This window comes from Streptococcus mitis (genome assembly GCF_023109515.1).
Taxonomy (GTDB): Bacteria; Bacillota; Bacilli; order Lactobacillales; family Streptococcaceae; genus Streptococcus; species Streptococcus mitis_CS.
Genome location: NZ_JALDUM010000002.1, coordinates 132180 through 153590, shown reverse-complemented (window position 1 = coordinate 153590; position 21411 = coordinate 132180). Strand labels below are relative to the sequence as shown.

The following is a 21411-nucleotide window of genomic DNA, read 5'->3' as shown; positions in this document are numbered from 1 at the left end:
TTCAAATATAATTGTTAAGTAAATTAACAAAAAGGAGAAGATATGACTGTAAACATAGAACTGATTTCACAAACAGATTTAGCGGATGAATCTTTTTATATTGCTATTAATGGTTTAGAACCAAGGACAAGGTATTGTGTAGAAATGTACCTGTCTGATTATTACTGTATAAATGCTCCCGTGCTTTTAGATCATGATGTTATATGGAAATCAACCGCAATTTTTTTATCTGATCAGGACGGTATGATTGATACCTCTCAGACAGCATCTATTTCGGGATCTTATAAAGGAGTTTCAGAAATGGGATTATTCTTTAATGCGAAACCGTTGAAGAATAGGAAAAGGAGATTACCGAGTTCTCTTGATAGAATTCCATTACGAGATTGTTTTGGTGTTGAAATTAAAATCAAGCTGGGGAAAGATGTGGTCGCGGAGCAAAGTTTCGTAAGGCGTTATATGAATCTAGGAGTAAGATATCAAGATATCTATGACAAGCATTTTCAAGGTCGATTATTCTATGATGAAAAGTTAAGAAGGGCGCCAGCCGTGATTATTGTTAGCGGTAGTGAGGGGAGAATTGAAAAAGCTCAAAATATTGCCCAACTTTTATCTTCAAGAGGCTATATTTGTCTTGCGATAGCTTATTTTGGTTTAGAGGGATTACCCCAAAATTTAGAACGAATTCCGATAGAATGTCTGGAAGAGGCGAAAGATTTTCTATATCATCATCCTCAAGTTGATAATACAAAAATAGGAATATATGGTCGCTCTAAAGGAGCAGAGCTTGTTCTGGCTGGACAAAGTATTTTGGATGATGTGCAATGTTTAGTACTCAATTCTCCCTCAAATGTAATATTTGAGGGAATAAAGGGAAAACTCAATTCTAATTCATCTTCTTGGACATATTTGCAAAAAGAACTTCCGTATCAAAAATTTCAGTTAGGAAATTACTTGTTAAACAAGTTTTTTGGAAAACATATTCCTGAAGATAGTAGGGCCCAGATTGATGTGAGTAAAATTTCCTCTCCTTTATTATTACTAGGAAGCGATGTTGATGAAATATGGAATGCATCATCCGCGATAGATGATATCATTTCACATTATAAAGGGGAATCCATTTTGTTTAAAAAATACCATGAAACAGGGCATATGTTGACGGTTGCTTATCAACCGAATCATCGTTATCGAAAAGATTGGCGCTTATTAATGAAAGAAAGTGTAGACTCTTGGTTTGCTACGATAAGTTTTTTTGATACACATCTGAAGAATTTGTAGATAGTCCTGAACCGTACTATAATAGTCCCAACTAAGATAAAAACACAGTTCTGGTTGGTAGTCCAGTCTACAAAAGCAAACACTAAAACAAGAGAAATTTGAATACAAACAGTAAAAACGTAGAGAGAAGTACAAGAGTTACTAGTGACTTTCTCTTTCATAAAATAGAACAGCTCTTCTCGGATAAAAAGAGCTGTTTTTTGCTTGTATTGAAAATTCTTTTCATAGATTATTTCCTAATGGATTTACTTGTCGTTAAAAATTTGGCTAATGGAAGTTTCAAATTCAGGACAATACTTACTTGCTTCAAATTCAATCATATCATATTCAGCAGTTTCATTTTGATAGAAGGGATTGTGTGTCATGATTTCTAGTTAATTTTTTATTGTTTGATTTGGCGAGAATAATACTACCGATTCTTGAATTTTTCGGTCAGATGCGGTAAAACATCTCTTTTATAGCGCATATTTAAAAATATAATGTGTTTTTGTAAGTGTTTTTAAGCTTCATTTAGCAATTCGGTAGGAGAAAAATGGCTGTAGCCTTCTCTACTTTAACTTAACCCTAATTATCTCACCACTTAACCTTTTATTTTAACCACTTATCTCAAAAGTCGATTTTTCTGTCATTATTTTTGTTAAACTAGTGAGATAAAAGGAGGGAAGAAATATGATTTTACAAGCTAAACATTTGACTAAACGGTACGGTACTCATATGGCTGTCGATGATATTCAGTTAGAGTTTGAAAAAGGAAGTTTCAATGCTATTTTGGGACCCAATGGTGCAGGAAAATCAACCACCATTTCCATGTTAATCGGTTTGAAAAAGCCGACACAAGGTCAGATTCGCTATGCGCCAAATACGAAAATCGGAGTTGTTTTTCAAGCTAGTGTACTGGATGAGATGTTGACGGTTAGGGAAAATCTCACGATTCGTGCTCAACAGTATAAGGAGATTGCAGCAAGTCGTGTGGATGATTTGATCCATCAACTGGGCTTGACTGCTTTCCAGAAACAACTATATGGGACTTTATCAGGTGGGCAAAAACGTCGGGTTGATATTGCGCGTGCTCTTCTTTCGCGACCAGATATTCTTTTCTTGGATGAACCAACGACAGGTCTTGATATTCAGACTCGCAAATCCATCTGGGATCTACTGTATCGGCTACAAAAGGATGAAGGGATGACTATTATCTTAACGACTCATTATCTGGATGAAGCGGATGAAGCGGATCGGATCTATATTGTTGATCATGGGAAAGTGATTGCGCAAGGTTCTGCGACTGCTATTAAAAGTCAGTATGCTTCTAATATCTTAAAAATTCGTTTTAAAGAAATGAAGGATTTAGAAAAGCTGCTACAGACTGAAATGACAGTAGAGGAAGAAAATGAGTTGGAATATCTTTTTTATCCAAGGACGTCACAGGAAGCCATTGAATATTTGGAAAAAATTCGAGAAGAAATTGATTCTTTTGAGTTTCGTCCAGGTACTATGGATGATGCCTTTATTGCACTTACAGGAATAGAGGTTCGCTAATGTTAGCTTTATTGAAACGGAATTTTATCTTATATTTTCGTAATCGTTCAGGAGTATTTTTCTCATTATTGGGGGCATTGATTTCCTTCCTCCTTTATATCATTTTTTTGCAGAAGAACTTGACAGATGCTTGGTCCCAACTCCCTGATAATACGAACCTTTTAAATAACTGGCTGATGGGTGGGACCTTGGCTGTGACTGGGATAACAACCAGTTTTACGGCTCTTACACAAATGGTACAGGATCGTGAAAATCAAGTGGATCAAGATCTCTTCTTGACAGATTTAGGTATCTGGGGTTTACAGATGTCCTATCTAATCAGTAGTATTGCCATCTCTTTTATCATGCAGGTGTTTATGTTTGCTGTTATGGGGCTTTATTTTAAAGAAAGTCCAGTTATCAGTCATTTACCGGAAATTGCTTTGATTATGCTGTTAAGCAGTCTGCTTTCAAGTGTGGTAAATATTCTTTTGATTTACCGTTTTCAATCTGTAGATAGTCTTGGCAAACTGGCAACTATAGTGGGGACTGCTTCTGGATTTTTGGTAGGAACTTATATCCCCATTGGAGTATTACCTGATTTTGCACAAATTATCATGAAGTGTACCCCTGCAACTTATATTGCTTCTCTCTATCGACAAATTTTAATGAAAGAGCGGTTAGAAACTGCATTTACAGGAAATAGCAGATTGTTAAAGGAATTTCAAGAAAAAATGGGAATCCAAATCAACTGGCAAGAACTATTGACAAAGGAAGAGACATACTTTATAGTGGTTATTATCAGTCTTGTCGCTATTTTTCTTTGGATTTTATTTGTTAAAGTGTTTAGCAAGAGAAAATAAAAGTATATTGGAGAGAAAATGAAGATTCGTTTTGAAATGAAGGCAGAGTTTTCAGAAAAGGACCCACATATTGTAATTCAGGCAGCTCAGTTAACCGACCAAGCGAGGGAAGTCATGGAGTATTTAGAACAATTTTCAACAACCAATCAGGTGGTCATTCCTATTCGAACGGATGATCATCTGGTTATGGTGAAAATTGAGGATCTTATTTTAGCAGATATCGATAAGAACTTGTTGACCATTTATACGGTAGACGGGATTTATAAAACTAAGGAAACATTGACAAACTTTCAGAATAGGATTAACCGACGGAACTTTATACAGATATCACGCCATTCAATTATAAACATTGACCACTTAGAATCGTTATCAGATAGTTTTTCAGGGAACATGATGGCTAAAATGACTCGGGGCATCAAATCTAGTGTGAGTCGGAAATACGTTAAGTCCTTAATGAATTATCTAGGTTTATAGGAGAAAATCATGAAACGATTAATTGATTATTTTGTATCGGGAATGCGTACGGCTTCCTTCTTTTATTTGAGTATGATGTTATTAGCTCAGTGTTATCCAGGTATTACCTATCCTGAACCAATGATAAAAAATATTCTAGCTCTGTTTTTAATGGGTGGAATTATGGGGGTATTGACTTTAATACTTGAAAAGCTAGAGTTTCTTGCTTTTAGTATACGTGTAGGAGTTCATTTATTAGTGACAGCTACTATTTTAGTATTGACCTCTCTATTTTTGGGCTGGGGTTCAGCCTTGTGGAGTCCCTTGCTTTGGTTCTTTTTCTTGTTAATTTATGGATTGATATGGTTGTATCAAATCTGGAAAAATCACAAACTCACCCAACGAATTAATCAAGCCTTAGAGGATAAAAGACAGAAAACGGGTCACTAATATAGTGTTGAGGATGAAGTTTGAAGACAGTGCCAGTTTCCAAAGAGAACAATTTGTGATATAGTATTTTCAGCGTAAAACAAGGAGAAGAAAGATGCCAGTAAACGAATATGGTCAGATGGTTGGGGAGTCAATGGAAGGTTATACACCAGGTGAATTGCCTTCTATTGATTTCTTAGAAGGGCGTTATGCTCGGATAGAGGCTCTCTCGGTAGAAAAACATGCGGAGGATTTGCTAGCTGTTTATGGCCTGGATACTCCTCGGGAGATGTGGACCTACCTTTTTCAGGAGCCAGTAGCAGATATGGAGGAGTTGGTTAGCCTTTTAAATCAGATGTTGGCTCGTAAGGACCGTTTTTACTATGCAATCATAGACAAGGCAACTGGTAAGGCTTTGGGAACTTTTTCTCTCATGCGCATTGACCAAAATAACCGAGTGATAGAAGTGGGAGCGGTCACTTTTTCTCCAGAGCTCAGGGGAACACGAATAGGGACAGAAGCTCACTATCTCTTGGCGCGCTATGTTTTTGAGGAGCTTAACTATCGTCGCTACGAATGGAAATGTGATTCTCTTAATCTGCCATCCAGACGAGCTGCGGAGCGTTTGGGATTTGTCTATGAAGGGACCTTCCGCCAGGCAGTCGTATATAAGGGGCGTACTCGTGATACGGATTGGTTGTCTATGATTGATAAGGACTGGCCCAAAGTCAAAGCTCGATTGGAAGCATGGTTGGCTCCTGAAAATTTTGATAAAAATGGACGACAGTACAAGAGCTTAAGAGAGCTTTAATAGGTGTTGACATGATCACTATTAAAAAGCAAGAAATTGTCAAGTTAGAGGATGTTTTGCATCTCTATCAGGCTGTCGGTTGGACAAATTATACCCATCAACCAGAGATGCTGGAGCAGGCCTTATCTCATTCATTAGCGATTTATGTGGCGCTTGATGATGATACTGTGGTGGGCTTGATTCGTTTGGTTGGAGATGGATTCTCATCAGTATTGGTTCAAGATTTAATCGTTTTACCTATCTATCAGCGTCAAGGGATTGGTAGTGCCCTAATGAAAGAGGCTTTAGAGGCTTACAAAGATGTCTATCAAGTCCAGCTGGTGACAGAACAGACAGAAAGAACCTTGAGATTCTATCGTTCTATGGGCTTTGAAATCTTATCCACCTATAATTGTATAGGGATGACTTGGGTGAATAGAGAAAAATAACAAAACTTGTTTTTCTTAAGCAAAGTTTAAGGATGGTCTAGTATTATATAACCATTAAATAAAGACCTCCTAACTTTATTTAATGAAATCCTAAAACTTTTTTTCATCATAATCTCCTAATGAAGTCACCCAATCAGGTGGCTTTTTTTGTGGGGTGGATAGATGCTGATAGAAATTTTTGGCAAAATGGTAGAATTTGAGAAAAGTTAAGCTAGTTTTAAGCTTCGTCTTGTATCATATAGTTATTAAATAAAGACCTCCTAACTTTATTTAATAAAATCCTAAACTTTTCTTTTTCATAATAATCTCCCTTAACTCCACCCAATCAGGTGGAGTTTTTTGGCTCTATTTCAGGCTTTTGGGGACTATTCTAAAAATAATTTTCCGATGTTTTCCGGTATTTTTCGGATTTTGGTCGGGGAATTGGCGGAGACTTTTTTAGAAAATATGACTAAGAAATAGGTCTGTTGTTGCTTCAGCTACTTCAAACTCAATTTGATTGTAAGTAACTATTAATTGAAGGACTGGAACTGCTGTAATAATGATTTTGCTTGTCCAGTAGTGGCGTATTAAATGAGGAGTGACATGTAAGATTGTCTCTTCGTTTACTAAATCAAAATTTCTATGAAATTGATAGAATCCCTAACTTTCTCTTAAACTTGAAAGTCTTGTTGTAAAGCGGTTAAAGCTTGAGAAGCTGAGAATGTAAAGTTTTGACAAATTTTGTCAACTGTGGGATAATAAAAGGGAATTAAGTATTGTGTCTATATCATAGGCTAGAAAAGACCCCAAGCTCACGTCCAAATAAGCTTGGGGTCTTTTTGACACTATTTGTTCTTGTTTAGCCATTTATCGACTAAGCGAAGAACGACACCGACCACAATTGGTCCGATGATAGTTTTAAGTATTGTATCCATCATGGGCTAATTCACCTCCTCTCGCAGGCGGTGTAGAAGTGCCGAACAATATTATACCATAAAAGAGAAATTGGGCAAAAACTCAATTTCAGGAGAAAATGAAGTAAATCTTTCCACAATAAAACGCATAGTATCAGGTTTTCAACACTGATATTATGCGTTTTTTGATTTTAAAGACTTTTTTCTCAGACTTATGATTGGTTTTGTCAGTTTTCTTATTTTCGTGGAGGGTTATGGAATTTATCTGTTCTTTACTGAATCCAACCTTTATGTAGAAGATTTATCCCAGAATGGATTATTTGGTTTTACGACTTTCTTTATCATCTTTAATTTAGTTTTACTGGCTTTAGCATGCTGGGCAGGATACAAGTGGAAGAGGGGATATTAACAAAAGTGGAGAAAACTACATTAGTTCCTCTCCACTTTTATGTTTCTAGCTAATTGGTAATTATAACTTATTACGATCGAAGTCACCTATCCTTATCTTTCAAAAAATGGTCAATCTTAGCCATCAAGAGCTTGTGCCCGTATATTTTACAGATATCACGAGCCTGTAAATAATAGTCAAGAATTTCATCGTGCTTTAAAAAATCTTTTCCGGCGTTCGCAACGATAGTTAAAAGAGGTGCCAGCTGATAGCTGGTCTCTTTTTGTTTACAAAAGTCAATGGTTTCTAAGGCCTCTTGGACAGCTTCTAACTCTTTCCCTTTAGAGTGTAAATAATAAGCGAAATTATGTTTAACTCGAATATAACCAAATAAATACTCTTGATGGTTTAAATCTTTTTCCTGATACAAACTGATAAGAAGTGAGTTATTTTCTTCGTATTCTGCATCACGCCCTACAGAAAAATAAAAATTAGATAAAGTATTGAAGAGTTTAAGATACACAGATGAACTAGACGAAAGTTTTGGCAAAGTGTTTTCTAGACTGGCAATAGCTTCATCTTTGGAACCATGTAAGTAGAAAAGGATAATCGCTTGAATCCATAGAAGATAAAATTCATCCTCAGTAGACAGATACTGAGACTTTTCTTTTTCTAAGTTTAAGAGGTATTCTAAATCCTCGTAATTACGATCTTCAAGTAATTTTTCTGCTAATTTCTTAAACGGTGTTATATTGGAAGTCATTTCAATCTGTTCATCGAAAAAATATTCTAAGGGAACTTGAAGCCGATTTGCAAGTTTATAGAGTAAATCAGCAGCAGGCATATAGTTGCCACGTTCTATTTTGCTGATTTGGCTTTGCTCACAAATTCCTTCGGAAAGTGTTTTTTGTGAGAAGCCTTTTTCTTTTCTCTTTGCTTTTAGTTTGTCAGATAATATGCTCATCTTTAAACCTTCTTTAAATAAATTTATGATTAATTATATACTTTTAATCTCTATTTTTCAACTTCCTGGCATAGAAATAGTCTCAAAAGAATAAATAGGAAATAAACTGAAAAAAAGAATACTTTTTATTGACAAAGAAGATTCAAAGTAGTACACTTACAAGTGTAAAGATAAGAAAATGTGGTTAATATGAGTATTTTAGCAAAGTTTCGTAAAATCATTTTTAGAATATATTTTTTTAGGATTCTTTGTAAGCGGTTGCTTTTAAAAACTGTAAATCAATTACAATATATTTTGGATTTGAGAGTTATACAACAAGCTTCAACAATTAGTGTAGTTAATCTTGGACTGGAGGATTTATTTATTGAATGTTTGTGAAGTAACATTTATATAATGAATCGTGCCACAGATTGAAGGACTTAAAGGGGGGACTGTAAGTTTGCTATACCCTATTACCTTCTCATATAACTAGTTATACAGGAACTACTCTATTATGTCTTTTGATGTGGGTGTATAGATGTTAGGAGGAGAATAAAATGAGAAATCCAGTAATACAGACATCTAATTTATCAAAATCCTATGATGGGAAGATTGTCTTAGATAAGATAGACTTTACGCTAAAACAGGGAGAAATCTATGGCTTACTAGGAAGAAATGGCGCTGGAAAGACTACCTTTATCAAAGCTATTTTAGGTTTGACAGCGATGGATAGTGGTGAAGTGAATATTCTATCTGAAAAACTGTTAGGTGAATTTTCTAAGGATTTGCTATCTCAAATCGGTGTGGTATTGGACAGTGCTTCTTTTTATCCTAATTTAACGGGACCTGAAAATCTCTCTATTTTTGCGAGATTGAGAGGAGTTTCGCTAAAACAAGTAGAGCAAGCTTTACAAGTAGTAGGATTAGATGGGGAAAATAAAAAACTATTCAAGCAGTATTCTTTGGGAATGAAGCAAAGGTTAGCAATTGCTAACGCTATTATGCACCAGCCGAAAATTCTGATATTAGATGAACCAACAAATGGTTTAGATCCTATTGGTATCCTTGAAATGCGCCGTTATCTAAAGGAACTCAGTACCAATCATGGCATTTCGATTTTAATATCCAGCCACATTATTTCAGAACTTGAAAAGCTTGTAGATAGAGTTGGGATACTGCATGATGCCCACCTTATGGCTGAAAAGACTATGAAGGAATTAATAGATGGTGCAGATAAAAGGAAAATCCACCTAATTGTTTCGGATGCTCCTCAAGCTAAGGAAGTGCTTTGCAGGATAAATCTGCAAGAACAGATTAGTATTCTTTCGGATATAGAACTTGAACTTCAGGGAGAATCACCTACTTTTGACATTGCAGTCGTATCTAACTCCTTAAAAGACAACGGAATAGTTCTAAAAGAATATTCTTATAAAAACAATGAAAGTTTAGAGGATTACTTTAAGCGGATAACAGGAGGTGAGGGAATTGCTTGATTTAGTGAAGATTGAATTTCTCAAACAAAGGCATCAAAAACTGAATTTTGTCGTATATGGTGTTGTTTCCCTCTACCTAGCTCTCATCTGTTATTATGTAAATGATGCGAGAGGCTTGTTTGACTCCTTTCCCTTTGTCTATAAATTCTCTTTGTCTTATTTAAACTTTTTGATTCTCCCTTTGTATTGTGTTTCCTATACAATACAGGCATTTGGTGTAGAATATCGCTATCGCATCATGAACAACTTGAAACTCGCTTCAGCAAATCTGATGAAGACATTCTGGGCTAAGATTTTGTATATTGAAATCAACGCTCTTTGTATCATGTTATTCACCTATATTTCGGTTTCCTTATTTGCACTACTATCTCGCTTTTCTTCAACAGTCAGTTTGTCTTTATTATTAAGATTCTTCTATCTTTGTATGAGTAGTGGTGTCTTAATTCCCATGGGTGTATTTCCTTTAGTTGCTTTGCTCATGATAAAAGTAAGAGGCAAGGAGATAGTTGGAAATTTGGTCGGCGTCATGTATGTTTTAGTGTCATTTTTTTTAGCAAGGACGAGTCCAAATATCAGTCCAGTTACAAGCGCTAACAGTTTAATTTGGGAAGGAAACAGAGAAGGAGTGGTGCTTCAACAGCCAGTTATCTTATCGATTATTGTACTAGGTTTATCTTTACTTGTTTTGTCTTTCTTGTCCATTAAATCTTGGTTAAGAAAGGTGGATGAATAAATGTTGATGCTAGAATTGACTAAACTAAGAAGGCGAAAGATACTGTATATGATTCCCTTTGTAGCCATCCTGCTCTTTTTGTTAGAGTTTATGATTGGTCATCAGATTTATCAAGGGCATTCGTACGGTAGTGTGAATGGTTGGTATGTAGAAAATGGTTTCTTCTTTTTGAACTACTATTTTCTCCTCCCTTTTTCGAGCATGATTTTAGTGGATTTGATAAGAATAGAACAAGTGTCTAAAACGATTTCAAATCTCAGACTGATTCCTGTCGATTTGAAACAATTACTCCAAGCGAAGTTTATGCTTACTTTATTGATAAATCTACTAGTCAGTGAATTCACCTTTTTGGCTATGGTTGTCCTAGAGCTAATGGATGGTGATTTTGCTTTCTCTAGTCTTACAATTTTATCGTGGGGATTTGGTTATGGAGTAATTGCTTTTGCTTATACACTGTCTGCTGGCATTATTGTCCTCTTCTTAGGAAAATATCGGAAGGAACTTATTCTTGCCCTACCACTTGCCTTTTTATTGTCATTTGCAGGTTTGTTTACTTTAACAACGGTTGTTGGGAGATATTATCTGGCAAATTTACTACTAATCATCATGGAGGAATTCACGGTTTTAACAGTTTCTGTATATGCCGTGTGGCTGATTACCTTGGTGGCATGTCTCCTTTATTTGTTGGCAGATAAACGCATGATGAACATTATTTTTGCTTATAAATGACAAGCTGAGTAGATGAGGATATAAACCTTTGACAAATTTTGTGAACTGTGGGATAATAAAAAGGAATTGAGTACTAGTTCTATATCATAGGCTAGAAAAGACCTCAAGCTAACTTCCACATTAAGCTTGAGGTCTTTTTTGACACTATTTGTCCTTGTTTAGCCATTTATCGACTAATCGAAGAACGACACCGACCACAATTGGTCCGATGATAGTTTTAAGTATTGTATCCATCATGGGCTATCTCACCTCTTCTCGCAGGCGGTGAAGCAGTGACTTAGAATAAAGTGCCAAACTCGGGAGTCACCCAATCGGGTGGCTTTTTTGTTTGTGGCTTGGTTTTTTGATATAATAGAGCCATGAGTAGAATTTTAGATAATGAGATAATGGGGGACGAGGAGCTAGTAGAACGCACGCTCCGTCCTCAGTATTTACGTGAATATATCGGGCAGGATAAGGTTAAGGACCAGCTTCAAATCTTTATCGAAGCCGCTAAAATGCGGGATGAAGCGCTGGATCATGTCCTCCTTTTCGGGCCTCCAGGTTTGGGGAAGACGACCATGGCCTTTGTTATTGCCAATGAACTGGGAGTTAATCTCAAGCAGACGTCGGGTCCTGTTATCGAAAAAGCTGGTGATCTGGTAGCGATTTTGAATGACTTAGAGCCTGGGGATGTCCTCTTTATTGATGAAATTCACCGCTTGCCTATGTCGGTGGAAGAGGTGCTTTATAGTGCGATGGAGGACTTTTACATCGATATTATGATTGGGGCTGGTGAGGGTAGTCGTAGTGTTCATTTGGAGTTACCACCTTTTACCTTGATTGGTGCGACGACTCGGGCTGGTATGCTGTCAAATCCTCTACGGGCACGTTTTGGGATTACGGGGCATATGGAATACTATGCCCATGCTGACTTGACAGAAATTGTTGAGCGGACGGCAGATATTTTTGAGATGGAAATTACTCATGAGGCAGCTTCTGAGCTGGCCTTGCGTAGTCGTGGAACCCCTCGTATTGCCAATCGTCTCCTCAAGCGCGTGCGCGATTTTGCCCAGATTATGGGGAATGGGGTCATTGATGATGTTATTACCGATAAGGCATTAACTATGCTGGATGTTGATCATGAAGGTTTGGACTATGTGGACCAAAAAATCCTTCGTACCATGATTGAGATGTATGGTGGTGGTCCTGTCGGATTAGGAACTCTTTCTGTGAATATCGCTGAAGAGCGTGAGACGGTTGAGGATATGTACGAACCTTACCTAATCCAGAAAGGCTTTATCATGCGAACACGGTCTGGACGGGTTGCAACGGCTAAGGCCTACGAGCATTTAGGGTATGAGTATAATGAAAAATAAACAAGAAATTCTAGAAGCTTTCAGAGAAAATCCGGATATGATGGCTATTCTGACGATCATACGAGATCTTGGTCTGAAAGACTCGTGGTTGGCAGCAGGTTCGGTACGAAATTTCATCTGGAATCTTTTGTCATACAAATCACCTTTTGACTGTGAAACAGATGTTGATGTCATTTTCTTTGACCCAGATGTGAGTTATGAAGAGACGCTGGCTATAGAGAACAAGTTGAGAGAGGACTTTCCTCAGTACCAGTGGGAATTGAAAAATCAGCTCTATATGCACCAGCACAGTCCTCATACTGCTCCCTATACCAGTTCCCGTGATGCTATGAGTAAGTATCCAGAACGGTGTACGGCAGTTGGACTGCGCTTGAATGAAGAATTCGATTTTGAACTCTATGCACCTTATGGTTTGGAGGATATTTTGAATTTTCAAGTTCGTCCAACTCCTCATTTTTTAGAGAATGAAGACCGAATGGAACTTTATCGAACACGTCTATCCAAGAAAAATTGGCAGGAGAAATGGAAAAATTTGATTTTTAAAAATACTTAAGGAAACTTTAAGCTAGGAAGTGTATACTAAGTTCATAAGTTAAGAAGACCTTAACTTAAACTCCTAAAACTTTTTCATAATAATCTCCCTATAAAAAATAGAGTCGCCCAATCAGGCGACTTATTTTTTTGGAAATGGGCTTTGTGCCTGAGAATAATACTCAATGAAAATCAAAGAGCAAACTAGGAAGCTAGCCGCAGGTTGCTCAAAACACTGTTTTGAGGTTGCAGATAGAGCTGACGTGGTTTGAATTTGATTTTCGAAGAGTATAAATAGCTTAGTGATAGAAGAAAATAGGGAAATATGGTATAATGAAACGATAGATTTTTGAATAGGAATAAGATCATGTTTGGATTTTTTAAGAAAGATAAGGATGTGGAAGTAGAGGTTCCGACACAGGTTCCTGCTCATATCGGCATCATCATGGATGGCAATGGCCGTTGGGCTAAAAAACGTATGCAACCGCGAGTTTTTGGACACAAGGCGGGCATGGAAGCATTGCAAACTGTGACCAAGGCAGCCAACAAACTAGGCGTTAAGGTTATTACAGTTTATGCTTTTTCTACGGAAAATTGGACCCGTCCAGATCAGGAAGTCAAGTTTATCATGAACTTGCCAGTAGAGTTTTATGATAATTATGTCCCGGAATTGCATGCGAATAATGTTAAGATTCAAATGATTGGGGAAACAGACCGCCTGCCTAAGCAAACCTTTGAAGCTCTAACTAAAGCTGAAGAATTGACTAAGAACAACACAGGATTAATTCTTAATTTTGCCCTCAACTATGGTGGACGTGCTGAGATTACACAGGCTATTAAGTTGATTTCTCAGGATGTGTTAGATGCCAAAATCAACCCAGGTGACATCACAGAGGAATTGATTGGCAACTATCTCTTCACCCAGCATTTGCCTAAGGACTTACGAGACCCAGACTTGATTATCCGTACTAGTGGAGAATTGCGTTTGAGCAATTTCCTTCCATGGCAGGGAGCCTACAGTGAGCTCTATTTTACGGATACCTTGTGGCCTGATTTTGACGAGGCGGCCTTGCAGGAAGCCATTCTTGCCTACAATCGTCGTCATCGCCGATTTGGAGGAGTTTAGGAGGAAATATGACACAGGATTTACAGAAAAGAACCTTGTTTGCAGGGATTGCCCTGGCTATTTTCCTACCAATTTTAATGATTGGGGGACTCTTGCTGCAGATAGCAATTGGAATCATAGCCATGCTAGCCATGCATGAACTTTTGAAGATGAGAGGTCTAGAGACCATGACTATAGAGGGTCTCTTAACCCTCTTTGCAACCTTTGCCTTGACCATTCCCTTGGAGAATTACCTGACTTTTTTGCCAGTTGATGGGAATGTGGTTGCCTATAGTGTTTTGATTTCAATTATGTTAGGAACGACTGTTTTTAGCAAGTCTTATACGATTGAGGATGCTGTTTTCCCGCTTGCTATGAGTTTCTACGTGGGCTTTGGTTTTAATGCTCTATTAGATGCTAGAATTGCAGGGTTAGATAAGGCACTATTAGCCTTATGTATCGTCTGGGCGACAGACAGTGGTGCCTATCTTATAGGAATGAACTATGGGAAACGAAAATTAGCTCCAACGGTTTCTCCAAATAAAACCTTTGAGGGTGCCTTGGGTGGTATTTTGGGTGCGATTTTAGTAACCATTATCTTTATGATAGTTGACAGTACAGTTGCTCTTCCGTATGGAATTTACAAGATGTCAGTCTTTGCTATTTTCTTTAGTGTGGCTGGACAATTTGGTGATTTACTAGAAAGTTCGATTAAGCGTCACTTTGGTGTTAAGGATTCTGGGAAATTTATCCCTGGACATGGTGGTGTTTTGGATCGTTTCGATAGTATGTTGCTTGTATTTCCAATCATGCACTTATTTGGACTCTTTTAATCAAAAGACGGAGGAAATACTATGCTCGGAATTTTAACCTTTATTCTGGTTTTCGGGATTATTGTGGTGGTGCACGAGTTCGGGCACTTCTACTTTGCCAAGAAATCAGGAATTCTAGTGCGTGAATTTGCCATTGGTATGGGGCCAAAAATCTTTGCTCATATTGGCAAGGACGGAACGGCCTATACCATTCGGATCTTGCCTTTGGGTGGCTATGTCCGTATGGCTGGTTGGGGTGATGATACGACTGAAATCAAGACAGGAACTCCTGTCAGTTTGACACTTACTGACGACGGTAAGGTTAAACGCATCAACCTCTCAGGTAAAAAATTAGATCAAACAGCCCTCCCTATGCAGGTGACCCAGTTTGATTTTGAAGATAAGCTCTTTATCAAGGGCTTGGTTCTGGAAGAAGAAAAAACATTTGCAGTGGATCACGATGCAACGGTTGTAGAAGCAGATGGAACTGAGGTTCGGATTGCTCCCTTGGATGTTCAATATCAAAATGCAACTATCTGGGGAAAACTGATTACCAACTTTGCAGGTCCTATGAACAACTTTATCTTAGGTGTCGTTGTTTTTTGGATTTTAATCTTTATGCAGGGTGGTGTCAGAGATGTAGCTACCAACCAGTTTCATGTCATGCCCCAAGGGGCTTTGGCTAAGGTGGGAGTACCAGAAACGGCACAAATTACCAAGATTGGCTCACATGAGGTTAGCAACTGGGAAAGCTTGATTCAGGCTGTGGAATCAGAAACCAAAGATAAGACGGCCCCGACCTTGGATGTGACTATTTCTGAAAAGGGGAGTGACAAACAAGTCACTGTTAGTCCGGAAGAAAGTCAAGGCCGTTACCTTCTAGGTGTTCAACCGGGGATTAAGTCAGATTTTGTATCTATGTTTGTAGGTGGTTTTACAACTGCTGCTGACTCGGCCCTCCGAATTCTCTCAGAACTGAAAAATCTGATTTTCCAACCGGATTTGAACAAGCTAGGTGGACCTGTTGCCATCTTTAAGGCAAGTAGTGATGCTGCTAAAAATGGAATTGAGAATGTCTTGTACTTCTTGGCAATAATTTCCATCAATATTGGGATTTTTAATCTTATTCCGATTCCAGCCCTGGATGGTGGTAAGATTGTGCTCAATATCCTAGAAGCCATTCGCCGCAAACCATTGAAACAAGAAATTGAAACCTATGTCACCTTGGCCGGAGTGGTCATCATGGTTGTCTTGATGATTGCTGTGACCTGGAATGACATCATGCGACTCTTTTTTAGATAATCGAGGAATATTATGAAACAAAGTAAAATGCCTATCCCAACGCTTCGCGAAATGCCAAGCGATGCTCAAGTTATCAGCCATGCTCTTATGTTGCGAGCTGGTTATGTTCGTCAAGTCTCAGCAGGTGTTTATTCTTACCTACCACTTGCAAATCGTGTGATTGAAAAAGCTAAAAATATCATGCGCCAAGAATTTGATAAGATTGGTGCCGTTGAGATGTTGGCTCCTGCCCTCCTCAGTGCAGAATTGTGGCGCGAATCAGGTCGTTACGAAACTTATGGTGAAGACCTTTACAAACTAAAAAATCGTGAAAAATCAGACTTTATCCTAGGTCCAACTCACGAAGAAACCTTTACAGCTATTGTCCGTGATTCTGTTAAGTCTTACAAGCAATTGCCACTCAACCTTTACCAAATCCAACCTAAGTATCGTGATGAAAAACGCCCACGTAATGGACTTCTTCGTACACGTGAGTTCATCATGAAGGATGCTTACAGCTTTCACGCTAACTATGATAGCTTGGACAGTGTTTATGATGAGTACAAGGCTGCTTATGAGCGTATTTTCACTCGTAGTGGTTTAGATTTCAAGGCAATTATTGGTGACGGTGGAGCTATGGGTGGTAAGGACAGCCAAGAATTTATGGCCATTACACCTGCTCGTACAGACCTTGACCGCTGGGTCGTCTTGGACAAGTCAGTTGCTTCATTTGATGAGATTCCTGCAGAAGTGCAAGAAGAAATCAAGGCAGAATTGCTTAAATGGATGGTCTCTGGTGAAGATACCATCGCCTACTCAAGTGAATCTAGCTATGCGGCTAACTTAGAAATGGCAACAAACGAGTACAAACCAAGCAATCGTGTTGTCGCTGAAGAAGAAGTGACTCGTGTTGCAACGCCAGATGTTAAATCAATTGATGAAGTTGCAGCCTTCCTAAACGTTCCAGAAGAACAAACAATCAAAACTCTCTTCTACATGGCAGATGGTGAGCTTGTTGCAGCCCTTCTAGTTGGAAATGACCAACTTAACGAAGTCAAGTTGAAAAACCATTTGGGAGCAGATTTCTTTGACGTTGCTAGCGAAGAAGAAGTGGCGAATCTTGTTCAAGCAGGATTCGGTTCACTTGGCCCAGTTGATTTGCCAGAGAATGTAAAAATCATCGCAGACCGTAAGGTGCAAGATGTTCGCAATGCAGTTGTGGGGGCTAACGAAGATGGCTATCACTTGACTGGTGTGAACCCAGGTCGTGATTTTACTGCAGAATATGTTGATATCCGTGAAGTTCGTGAAGGTGAAATTTCCCCAGACGGGCAAGGTGTCCTTAACTTTGCGCGTGGTATCGAAATTGGGCACATCTTTAAACTCGGTACTCGCTACTCAGCAAGCATGGGAGCAGATGTTTTGGATGAAAATGGTCGCGCTGTGCCAATTATCATGGGATGTTACGGTATCGGTGTCAGCCGTCTCCTTTCAGCAGTGATGGAGCAACACGCTCGCCTCTTTGTTAACAAAACACCAAAAGGTGAATACCGTTACGCTTGGGGAATCAACTTCCCTAAAGAATTGGCACCATTTGATGTGCACTTGATTACTGTCAATGTTAAGGATGATGAAGCGCAAGCCTTGACAGAAAAGCTTGAAGCAAGCTTGATGGGAGCTGGTTACGAAGTCTTGACGGATGACCGTAACGAACGTGTCGGAGTCAAATTTAGCGACAGCGACTTGATTGGATTGCCAATCCGTATCACTGTTGGGAAGAAAGCAGCCGATGGAATCGTAGAAGTGAAGATTAAAGCGACTGGTGACACCATCGAAGTTCATGCAGATAACTTGCTTGAAACGCTTGAAATCCTCAGCAAGAAATAAAAACTATAATCAGAAGAAAAACAAGGAAAAAATGTAACTAGTTTTTACCTTGTTTTTTCTGTATAATGGGAAAAATGAGTAGATAAAGAGGTAAATGTATGCTAAGATTTCCAAAGGATTTTGTCTGGGGATCCTCTACTTCTGGACCACAAACAGAAGGACGTGTAGCTGGTGACGGTAAGGGAGATAATCTATGGGATTATTGGTACCAAGTGGAGCCAAATCGTTATTATAATGGGATTGGTCCAGATAAGACATCGACCTTTTATGAAAATTGGGAAAAGGATATTGAGCTACTGTTAGAAACTGGTCACACGGCCTTTCGGACTTCTATTCAGTGGTCACGGATTTTTCCACAAGGGCGTGGGGAAGTCAATCCTCAAGGTGTAGACTTTTACCGTAAGGTTTTTGAGGCTATTAAGGCCAAGGGGATTCGTCTTTTAGTCAATCTTTATCATTTTGATTTGCCTTTTGCCCTTCAAGAGGATGGTGATGGTTGGGAAAATAAGGCGACTGTTTCAGCCTATGAAGACTATGCTCGTTTTTGTTTTGAGACTTATGGAGATTTAGTGGATCAATGGATTACCTTTAACGAGCCCATCGTTCCAGTAGAATTTGGATATTTTTACGATGCCCATTATCCACATAAGGTGGATGCAGAGGCAGCCGTTAAAGTAGCTTATCATACACAATTGGCCAGCAGTCGGGTGGTTAAGGCTTGTCATGAACTTTTGCCAGATTCCAAGATTGGGATTGTCTTAAACTTGACACCGGCTTATCCACGTAGCCAGCATCCTGCTGATGTCAAGGCAGCTCGCATTGCGGACCTCTTTCAGGCCCAATCTTTCTTAGATCCATCCGTTTTGGGTACTTATCCACAGGAGTTGGTAGAAATCTTACATGAATACGGTCTCTTGCCTGATGCTACAGAGGAGGAGTTGGATCTCATTCGTGACAATACGGTGGACTTCCTTGGTGTCAACTACTATCAACCTTTGCGTGTTATGGCGCCTCGATTTGCGAAGCATCCAGAGAGTCCACTCTTACCAGAACATTTTTATGAGCCTTATGTGATGCCTGGACGTAAAATCAATCCTCATCGTGGCTGGGAGATTTATGAGCAAGGGATTTATGACATTGCCCAAAATATCAAGGAAAATTATGGCAATATTGAGTGGATGTTGACAGAGAATGGTATGGGTGTTGAAGGGGAAGAAAAATTCCGTGAGAATGGAATGATTCAAGATGATTACCGTATTGACTTTGTAAAAGGTCATCTTCGCGAACTTCACCGTGCCATTGAAGACGGAGCCAATTGTAAGGGCTACTTGATTTGGACCTTTATCGATTGCTGGTCATGGCTCAATAGCTATAAAAATCGCTATGGCTTGGTCGAATTAGACTTGGAAACGCAAGAACGTCGTCTGAAGAAATCAGGGCACTGGTTCAAGGAATTAAGCGATAATAATGGATTTTAAAAAGGACTCTGACTGATTATCCTAATTGGTCAGAGTTTTTTTGCTTACAGGAGCATAATTTGAACTATACCAATTTTAACTCTTGACAAGTGAAAGAAACAAGTATATACTGTTTTTGCTGATTCTATAAAAGAGGAATTAGACTATACCAATTTTAAGGAGAAAGCACAGCTGGTCTGTGTCGTATATACTATGTGTGGAATTGTTGGTGTTGTTGGAAACACAAATGCAACTGATATTTTGATTCAAGGGCTTGAAAAGCTCGAATACCGTGGCTATGATTCTGCGGGGATTTTTGTCCTAGGTGGTGCTGAAAATCACCTAGTCAAGGCTGTCGGTCGTATCGCAGAATTATCTGCCAAGACAGCTGGTGTTGAGGGTACAACTGGTATCGGACATACTCGTTGGGCGACTCACGGGAAACCAACGGAAGACAATGCTCACCCACACCGCTCTGAGACAGAACGTTTTGTCTTGGTTCACAATGGAGTGATTGAGAACTACCTTGAAATCAAGGAAGAATACCTTGCAGGTCACCACTTCAAAGGGCAAACAGATACGGAAATAGCCGTTCATTTGATTGGAAAATTTGCGGAAGAAGATGGCTTGTCAGTTCTTGAAGCCTTCAAAAAAGCTCTTCACATCATTCGTGGTTCTTATGCTTTTGCCTTGGTTGACTCACAAGATCCAGAAGTCATCTACGTAGCGAAGAATAAATCACCACTTTTGATTGGTCTTGGGGAAGGATATAACATGGTCTGCTCAGATGCCATGGCTATGATTCGTGAGACCAACCAATACATGGAAATTCATGACCAAGAGTTGGTAATCGTCAAGGCGGATAGCGTGGAAGTTCAAGACTATGATGGTAATAGTCGTGAGCGTGCTAGTTACACTGCTGAACTTGACTTGTCTGATATCGGTAAGGGAACTTATCCTTACTACATGCTCAAGGAAATCGATGAGCAACCAACAGTGATGCGTAAGTTGATCCAAGCATACACAGATGAGGCTGGTCAAGTAGTAGTAGACCCAGCTATCATTAAGGCTGTTCAAGATGCAGACCGTATCTACATCCTTGCAGCTGGAACATCTTACCACGCAGGATTTGCTTCTAAGAAGATGTTGGAAGAATTGACAGATACACCAGTTGAACTTGGCATCTCATCTGAGTGGGGCTACGGTATGCCACTTCTCAGCAAGAAACCACTCTTCATCTTTATCAGTCAGTCTGGCGAAACAGCGGATAGCCGTCAGGTTTTGGTCAAGGCTAATGAAATGGGAATTCCGAGCTTGACAGTGACAAATGTCCCAGGTTCAACTCTTTCACGTGAAGCCAACCATACCATGCTCCTTCATGCAGGTCCTGAAATTGCCGTGGCATCAACCAAGGCCTATACAGCGCAAATTGCAGCCCTTGCCTTTCTTGCAAAAGCAGTCGGTCAAGCAAATGCCAATGCTAAAGCGCAAGCCTTTGACCTAGTTCATGAGTTGTCAATCGTGGCTCAGTCTATCGAATCAACTCTTTCAGAAAAAGAATTGATTGATAGCAAGATTCGTGAGCTTCTTGAAACAACTCGTAACGCCTTTTACATCGGACGTGGTCAAGATTACTATGTAGCCATGGAAGCCAGTCTCAAGCTCAAAGAGATTTCTTACATCCAGTGTGAAGGTTTTGCGGCAGGAGAACTCAAGCACGGAACTATTGCCTTGATTGAAGAAGGAACGCCTGTTTTGGCCCTCTTGTCTGACCCAGTTCTTGCTAACCACACTCGTGGAAATATCCAAGAGGTCGCAGCCCGTGGTGCCAAGGTGCTTACAATCGCAGAAGAAAATGTTGCTAAAGAGACAGATGATATCGTCCTTACAACCGTACACCCTTACCTCTCACCAATTTCAATGGTTGTGCCAACGCAATTAGTCGCTTACTTTGCAACCCTTCACCGTGGTCTCGATGTGGATAAACCGCGTAACCTTGCTAAGTCAGTAACGGTAGAATAAGC

21 protein-coding genes and 1 pseudogene are annotated in these 21411 nt (G+C 39.2%); 19 read left to right on the top strand and 3 right to left on the bottom strand.

The genetic code is table 11. The annotated features are described in order from the left end of the window. The first annotated feature begins 42 nt into the window (after positions 1–42). From M1G05_RS06335 to M1G05_RS06305, 7 genes are all read left to right on the top strand, one after another. The gene (locus M1G05_RS06335) at positions 43–1275 is read left to right on the top strand and encodes an acyl-CoA thioesterase/BAAT N-terminal domain-containing protein (RefSeq protein ID WP_247953372.1); all 1233 of its coding nucleotides are present in this window, start codon (positions 43–45) and stop codon (positions 1273–1275) included. 669 nt (positions 1276–1944) lie between these two features. Continuing rightward, positions 1945–2811, top strand: coding sequence for an ABC transporter ATP-binding protein (locus tag M1G05_RS06330; RefSeq protein WP_247953371.1), 867 nt, complete (start codon positions 1945–1947; stop codon positions 2809–2811). Next, a complete protein-coding gene (locus M1G05_RS06325; protein WP_247953370.1) occupies positions 2811–3653 on the top strand; it encodes an ABC transporter permease in 843 nt (280 codons plus the stop codon). Before M1G05_RS06330 ends, M1G05_RS06325 begins: the two co-directional genes overlap by 1 nt. An 18-nt stretch (positions 3654–3671) precedes the next feature. Further along, positions 3672–4127: a LytTR family DNA-binding domain-containing protein gene (locus tag M1G05_RS06320; RefSeq protein WP_000701930.1), complete on the top strand. Its 456-nt coding sequence runs from the start codon at positions 3672–3674 to the stop codon at positions 4125–4127. Between the two features lie 9 nt (positions 4128–4136). Then, on the top strand, positions 4137–4556 hold the full coding sequence (locus tag M1G05_RS06315) for a DUF3021 domain-containing protein (protein WP_020902698.1): 420 nt from the start codon (positions 4137–4139) through the stop codon (positions 4554–4556). Between the two features lie 94 nt (positions 4557–4650). Then, positions 4651–5346 carry a GNAT family N-acetyltransferase gene (locus tag M1G05_RS06310; protein ID WP_049499490.1) on the top strand — a complete coding sequence of 232 codons (696 nt, stop codon included), beginning with the start codon at positions 4651–4653 and terminating at the stop codon, positions 5344–5346. 11 nt (positions 5347–5357) lie between these two features. Then, complete coding sequence (locus M1G05_RS06305; RefSeq protein ID WP_049499492.1) at positions 5358–5774, top strand: GNAT family N-acetyltransferase; 417 nt, start codon at positions 5358–5360, stop codon at positions 5772–5774. An 827-nt stretch (positions 5775–6601) separates the two neighbouring features. Here M1G05_RS06305 and M1G05_RS06300 read toward each other — a convergent pair. Beyond that, entirely contained in the window at positions 6602–6694 is a 93-nt protein-coding gene (locus M1G05_RS06300; RefSeq protein WP_094753251.1) for a type I toxin-antitoxin system Fst family toxin, read from the bottom strand. Positions 6695–6884: 190 nt separating this feature from the next. Here M1G05_RS06300 and M1G05_RS06295 point away from each other — a divergent pair. Further along, positions 6885–7079: pseudogene (locus M1G05_RS06295) on the top strand (DUF5966 family protein); the annotation flags it as partial. A gap of 82 nt (positions 7080–7161) precedes the next feature. Here the strand turns inward: M1G05_RS06295 and M1G05_RS06290 are convergent. Continuing rightward, positions 7162–8022 (bottom strand): helix-turn-helix domain-containing protein, encoded by an 861-nt coding sequence (locus tag M1G05_RS06290; protein WP_247953369.1) that lies wholly within the window; start codon positions 8020–8022, stop codon positions 7162–7164. 536 nt (positions 8023–8558) lie between these two features. Between M1G05_RS06290 and M1G05_RS06285 the strand changes: the two genes are divergently transcribed. From M1G05_RS06285 to M1G05_RS06275, 3 genes are read left to right on the top strand one after another with little or no spacing between them, the layout of a single operon-like run. Then, on the top strand, positions 8559–9494 hold the full coding sequence (locus tag M1G05_RS06285; protein WP_125392883.1) for an ABC transporter ATP-binding protein: 936 nt from the start codon (positions 8559–8561) through the stop codon (positions 9492–9494). Next, positions 9487–10227: an ABC transporter permease gene (locus M1G05_RS06280; protein ID WP_125392884.1), complete on the top strand. Its 741-nt coding sequence runs from the start codon at positions 9487–9489 to the stop codon at positions 10225–10227. Before M1G05_RS06285 ends, M1G05_RS06280 begins: the two co-directional genes overlap by 8 nt. Then, complete coding sequence (locus tag M1G05_RS06275) at positions 10228–10956, top strand: ABC transporter permease (protein ID WP_125392885.1); 729 nt, start codon at positions 10228–10230, stop codon at positions 10954–10956. A 144-nt stretch (positions 10957–11100) separates the two neighbouring features. Here M1G05_RS06275 and M1G05_RS06270 read toward each other — a convergent pair whose 3' ends face one another. Continuing rightward, on the bottom strand, positions 11101–11193 hold the full coding sequence (locus tag M1G05_RS06270) for a type I toxin-antitoxin system Fst family toxin (RefSeq protein ID WP_000969509.1): 93 nt from the start codon (positions 11191–11193) through the stop codon (positions 11101–11103). A gap of 122 nt (positions 11194–11315) precedes the next feature. Between M1G05_RS06270 and ruvB the strand changes: the two genes are divergently transcribed. From ruvB to glmS, 8 genes are all read left to right on the top strand, one after another. Beyond that, positions 11316–12314 (top strand): Holliday junction branch migration DNA helicase RuvB, encoded by a 999-nt coding sequence (gene ruvB / locus M1G05_RS06265; RefSeq protein WP_009014280.1) that lies wholly within the window; start codon positions 11316–11318, stop codon positions 12312–12314. Then, positions 12295–12867 (top strand): nucleotidyltransferase family protein, encoded by a 573-nt coding sequence (locus M1G05_RS06260; protein ID WP_150922742.1) that lies wholly within the window; start codon positions 12295–12297, stop codon positions 12865–12867. Before ruvB ends, M1G05_RS06260 begins: the two co-directional genes overlap by 20 nt. Before the next feature lie 345 nt (positions 12868–13212). After that, a complete protein-coding gene (locus M1G05_RS06255) occupies positions 13213–13971 on the top strand; it encodes an isoprenyl transferase (protein ID WP_247953368.1) in 759 nt (252 codons plus the stop codon). 8 nt (positions 13972–13979) lie between these two features. Beyond that, positions 13980–14783, top strand: coding sequence for a phosphatidate cytidylyltransferase (locus tag M1G05_RS06250; protein ID WP_247953367.1), 804 nt, complete (start codon positions 13980–13982; stop codon positions 14781–14783). Positions 14784–14804: 21 nt separating this feature from the next. Beyond that, the gene (gene rseP, locus M1G05_RS06245; RefSeq protein WP_247953366.1) at positions 14805–16064 is read left to right on the top strand and encodes an RIP metalloprotease RseP; all 1260 of its coding nucleotides are present in this window, start codon (positions 14805–14807) and stop codon (positions 16062–16064) included. A gap of 12 nt (positions 16065–16076) precedes the next feature. Then, positions 16077–17930 carry a proline--tRNA ligase gene (locus M1G05_RS06240; RefSeq protein WP_247953365.1) on the top strand — a complete coding sequence of 618 codons (1854 nt, stop codon included), beginning with the start codon at positions 16077–16079 and terminating at the stop codon, positions 17928–17930. Positions 17931–18028: 98 nt separating this feature from the next. Further along, complete coding sequence (gene bglA, locus M1G05_RS06235; RefSeq protein WP_247953364.1) at positions 18029–19408, top strand: glycoside hydrolase family 1 protein; 1380 nt, start codon at positions 18029–18031, stop codon at positions 19406–19408. Between the two features lie 192 nt (positions 19409–19600). After that, on the top strand, positions 19601–21409 hold the full coding sequence (gene glmS, locus M1G05_RS06230; RefSeq protein WP_247953363.1) for a glutamine--fructose-6-phosphate transaminase (isomerizing): 1809 nt from the start codon (positions 19601–19603) through the stop codon (positions 21407–21409). Positions 21410–21411: the final 2 nt, after the last annotated feature.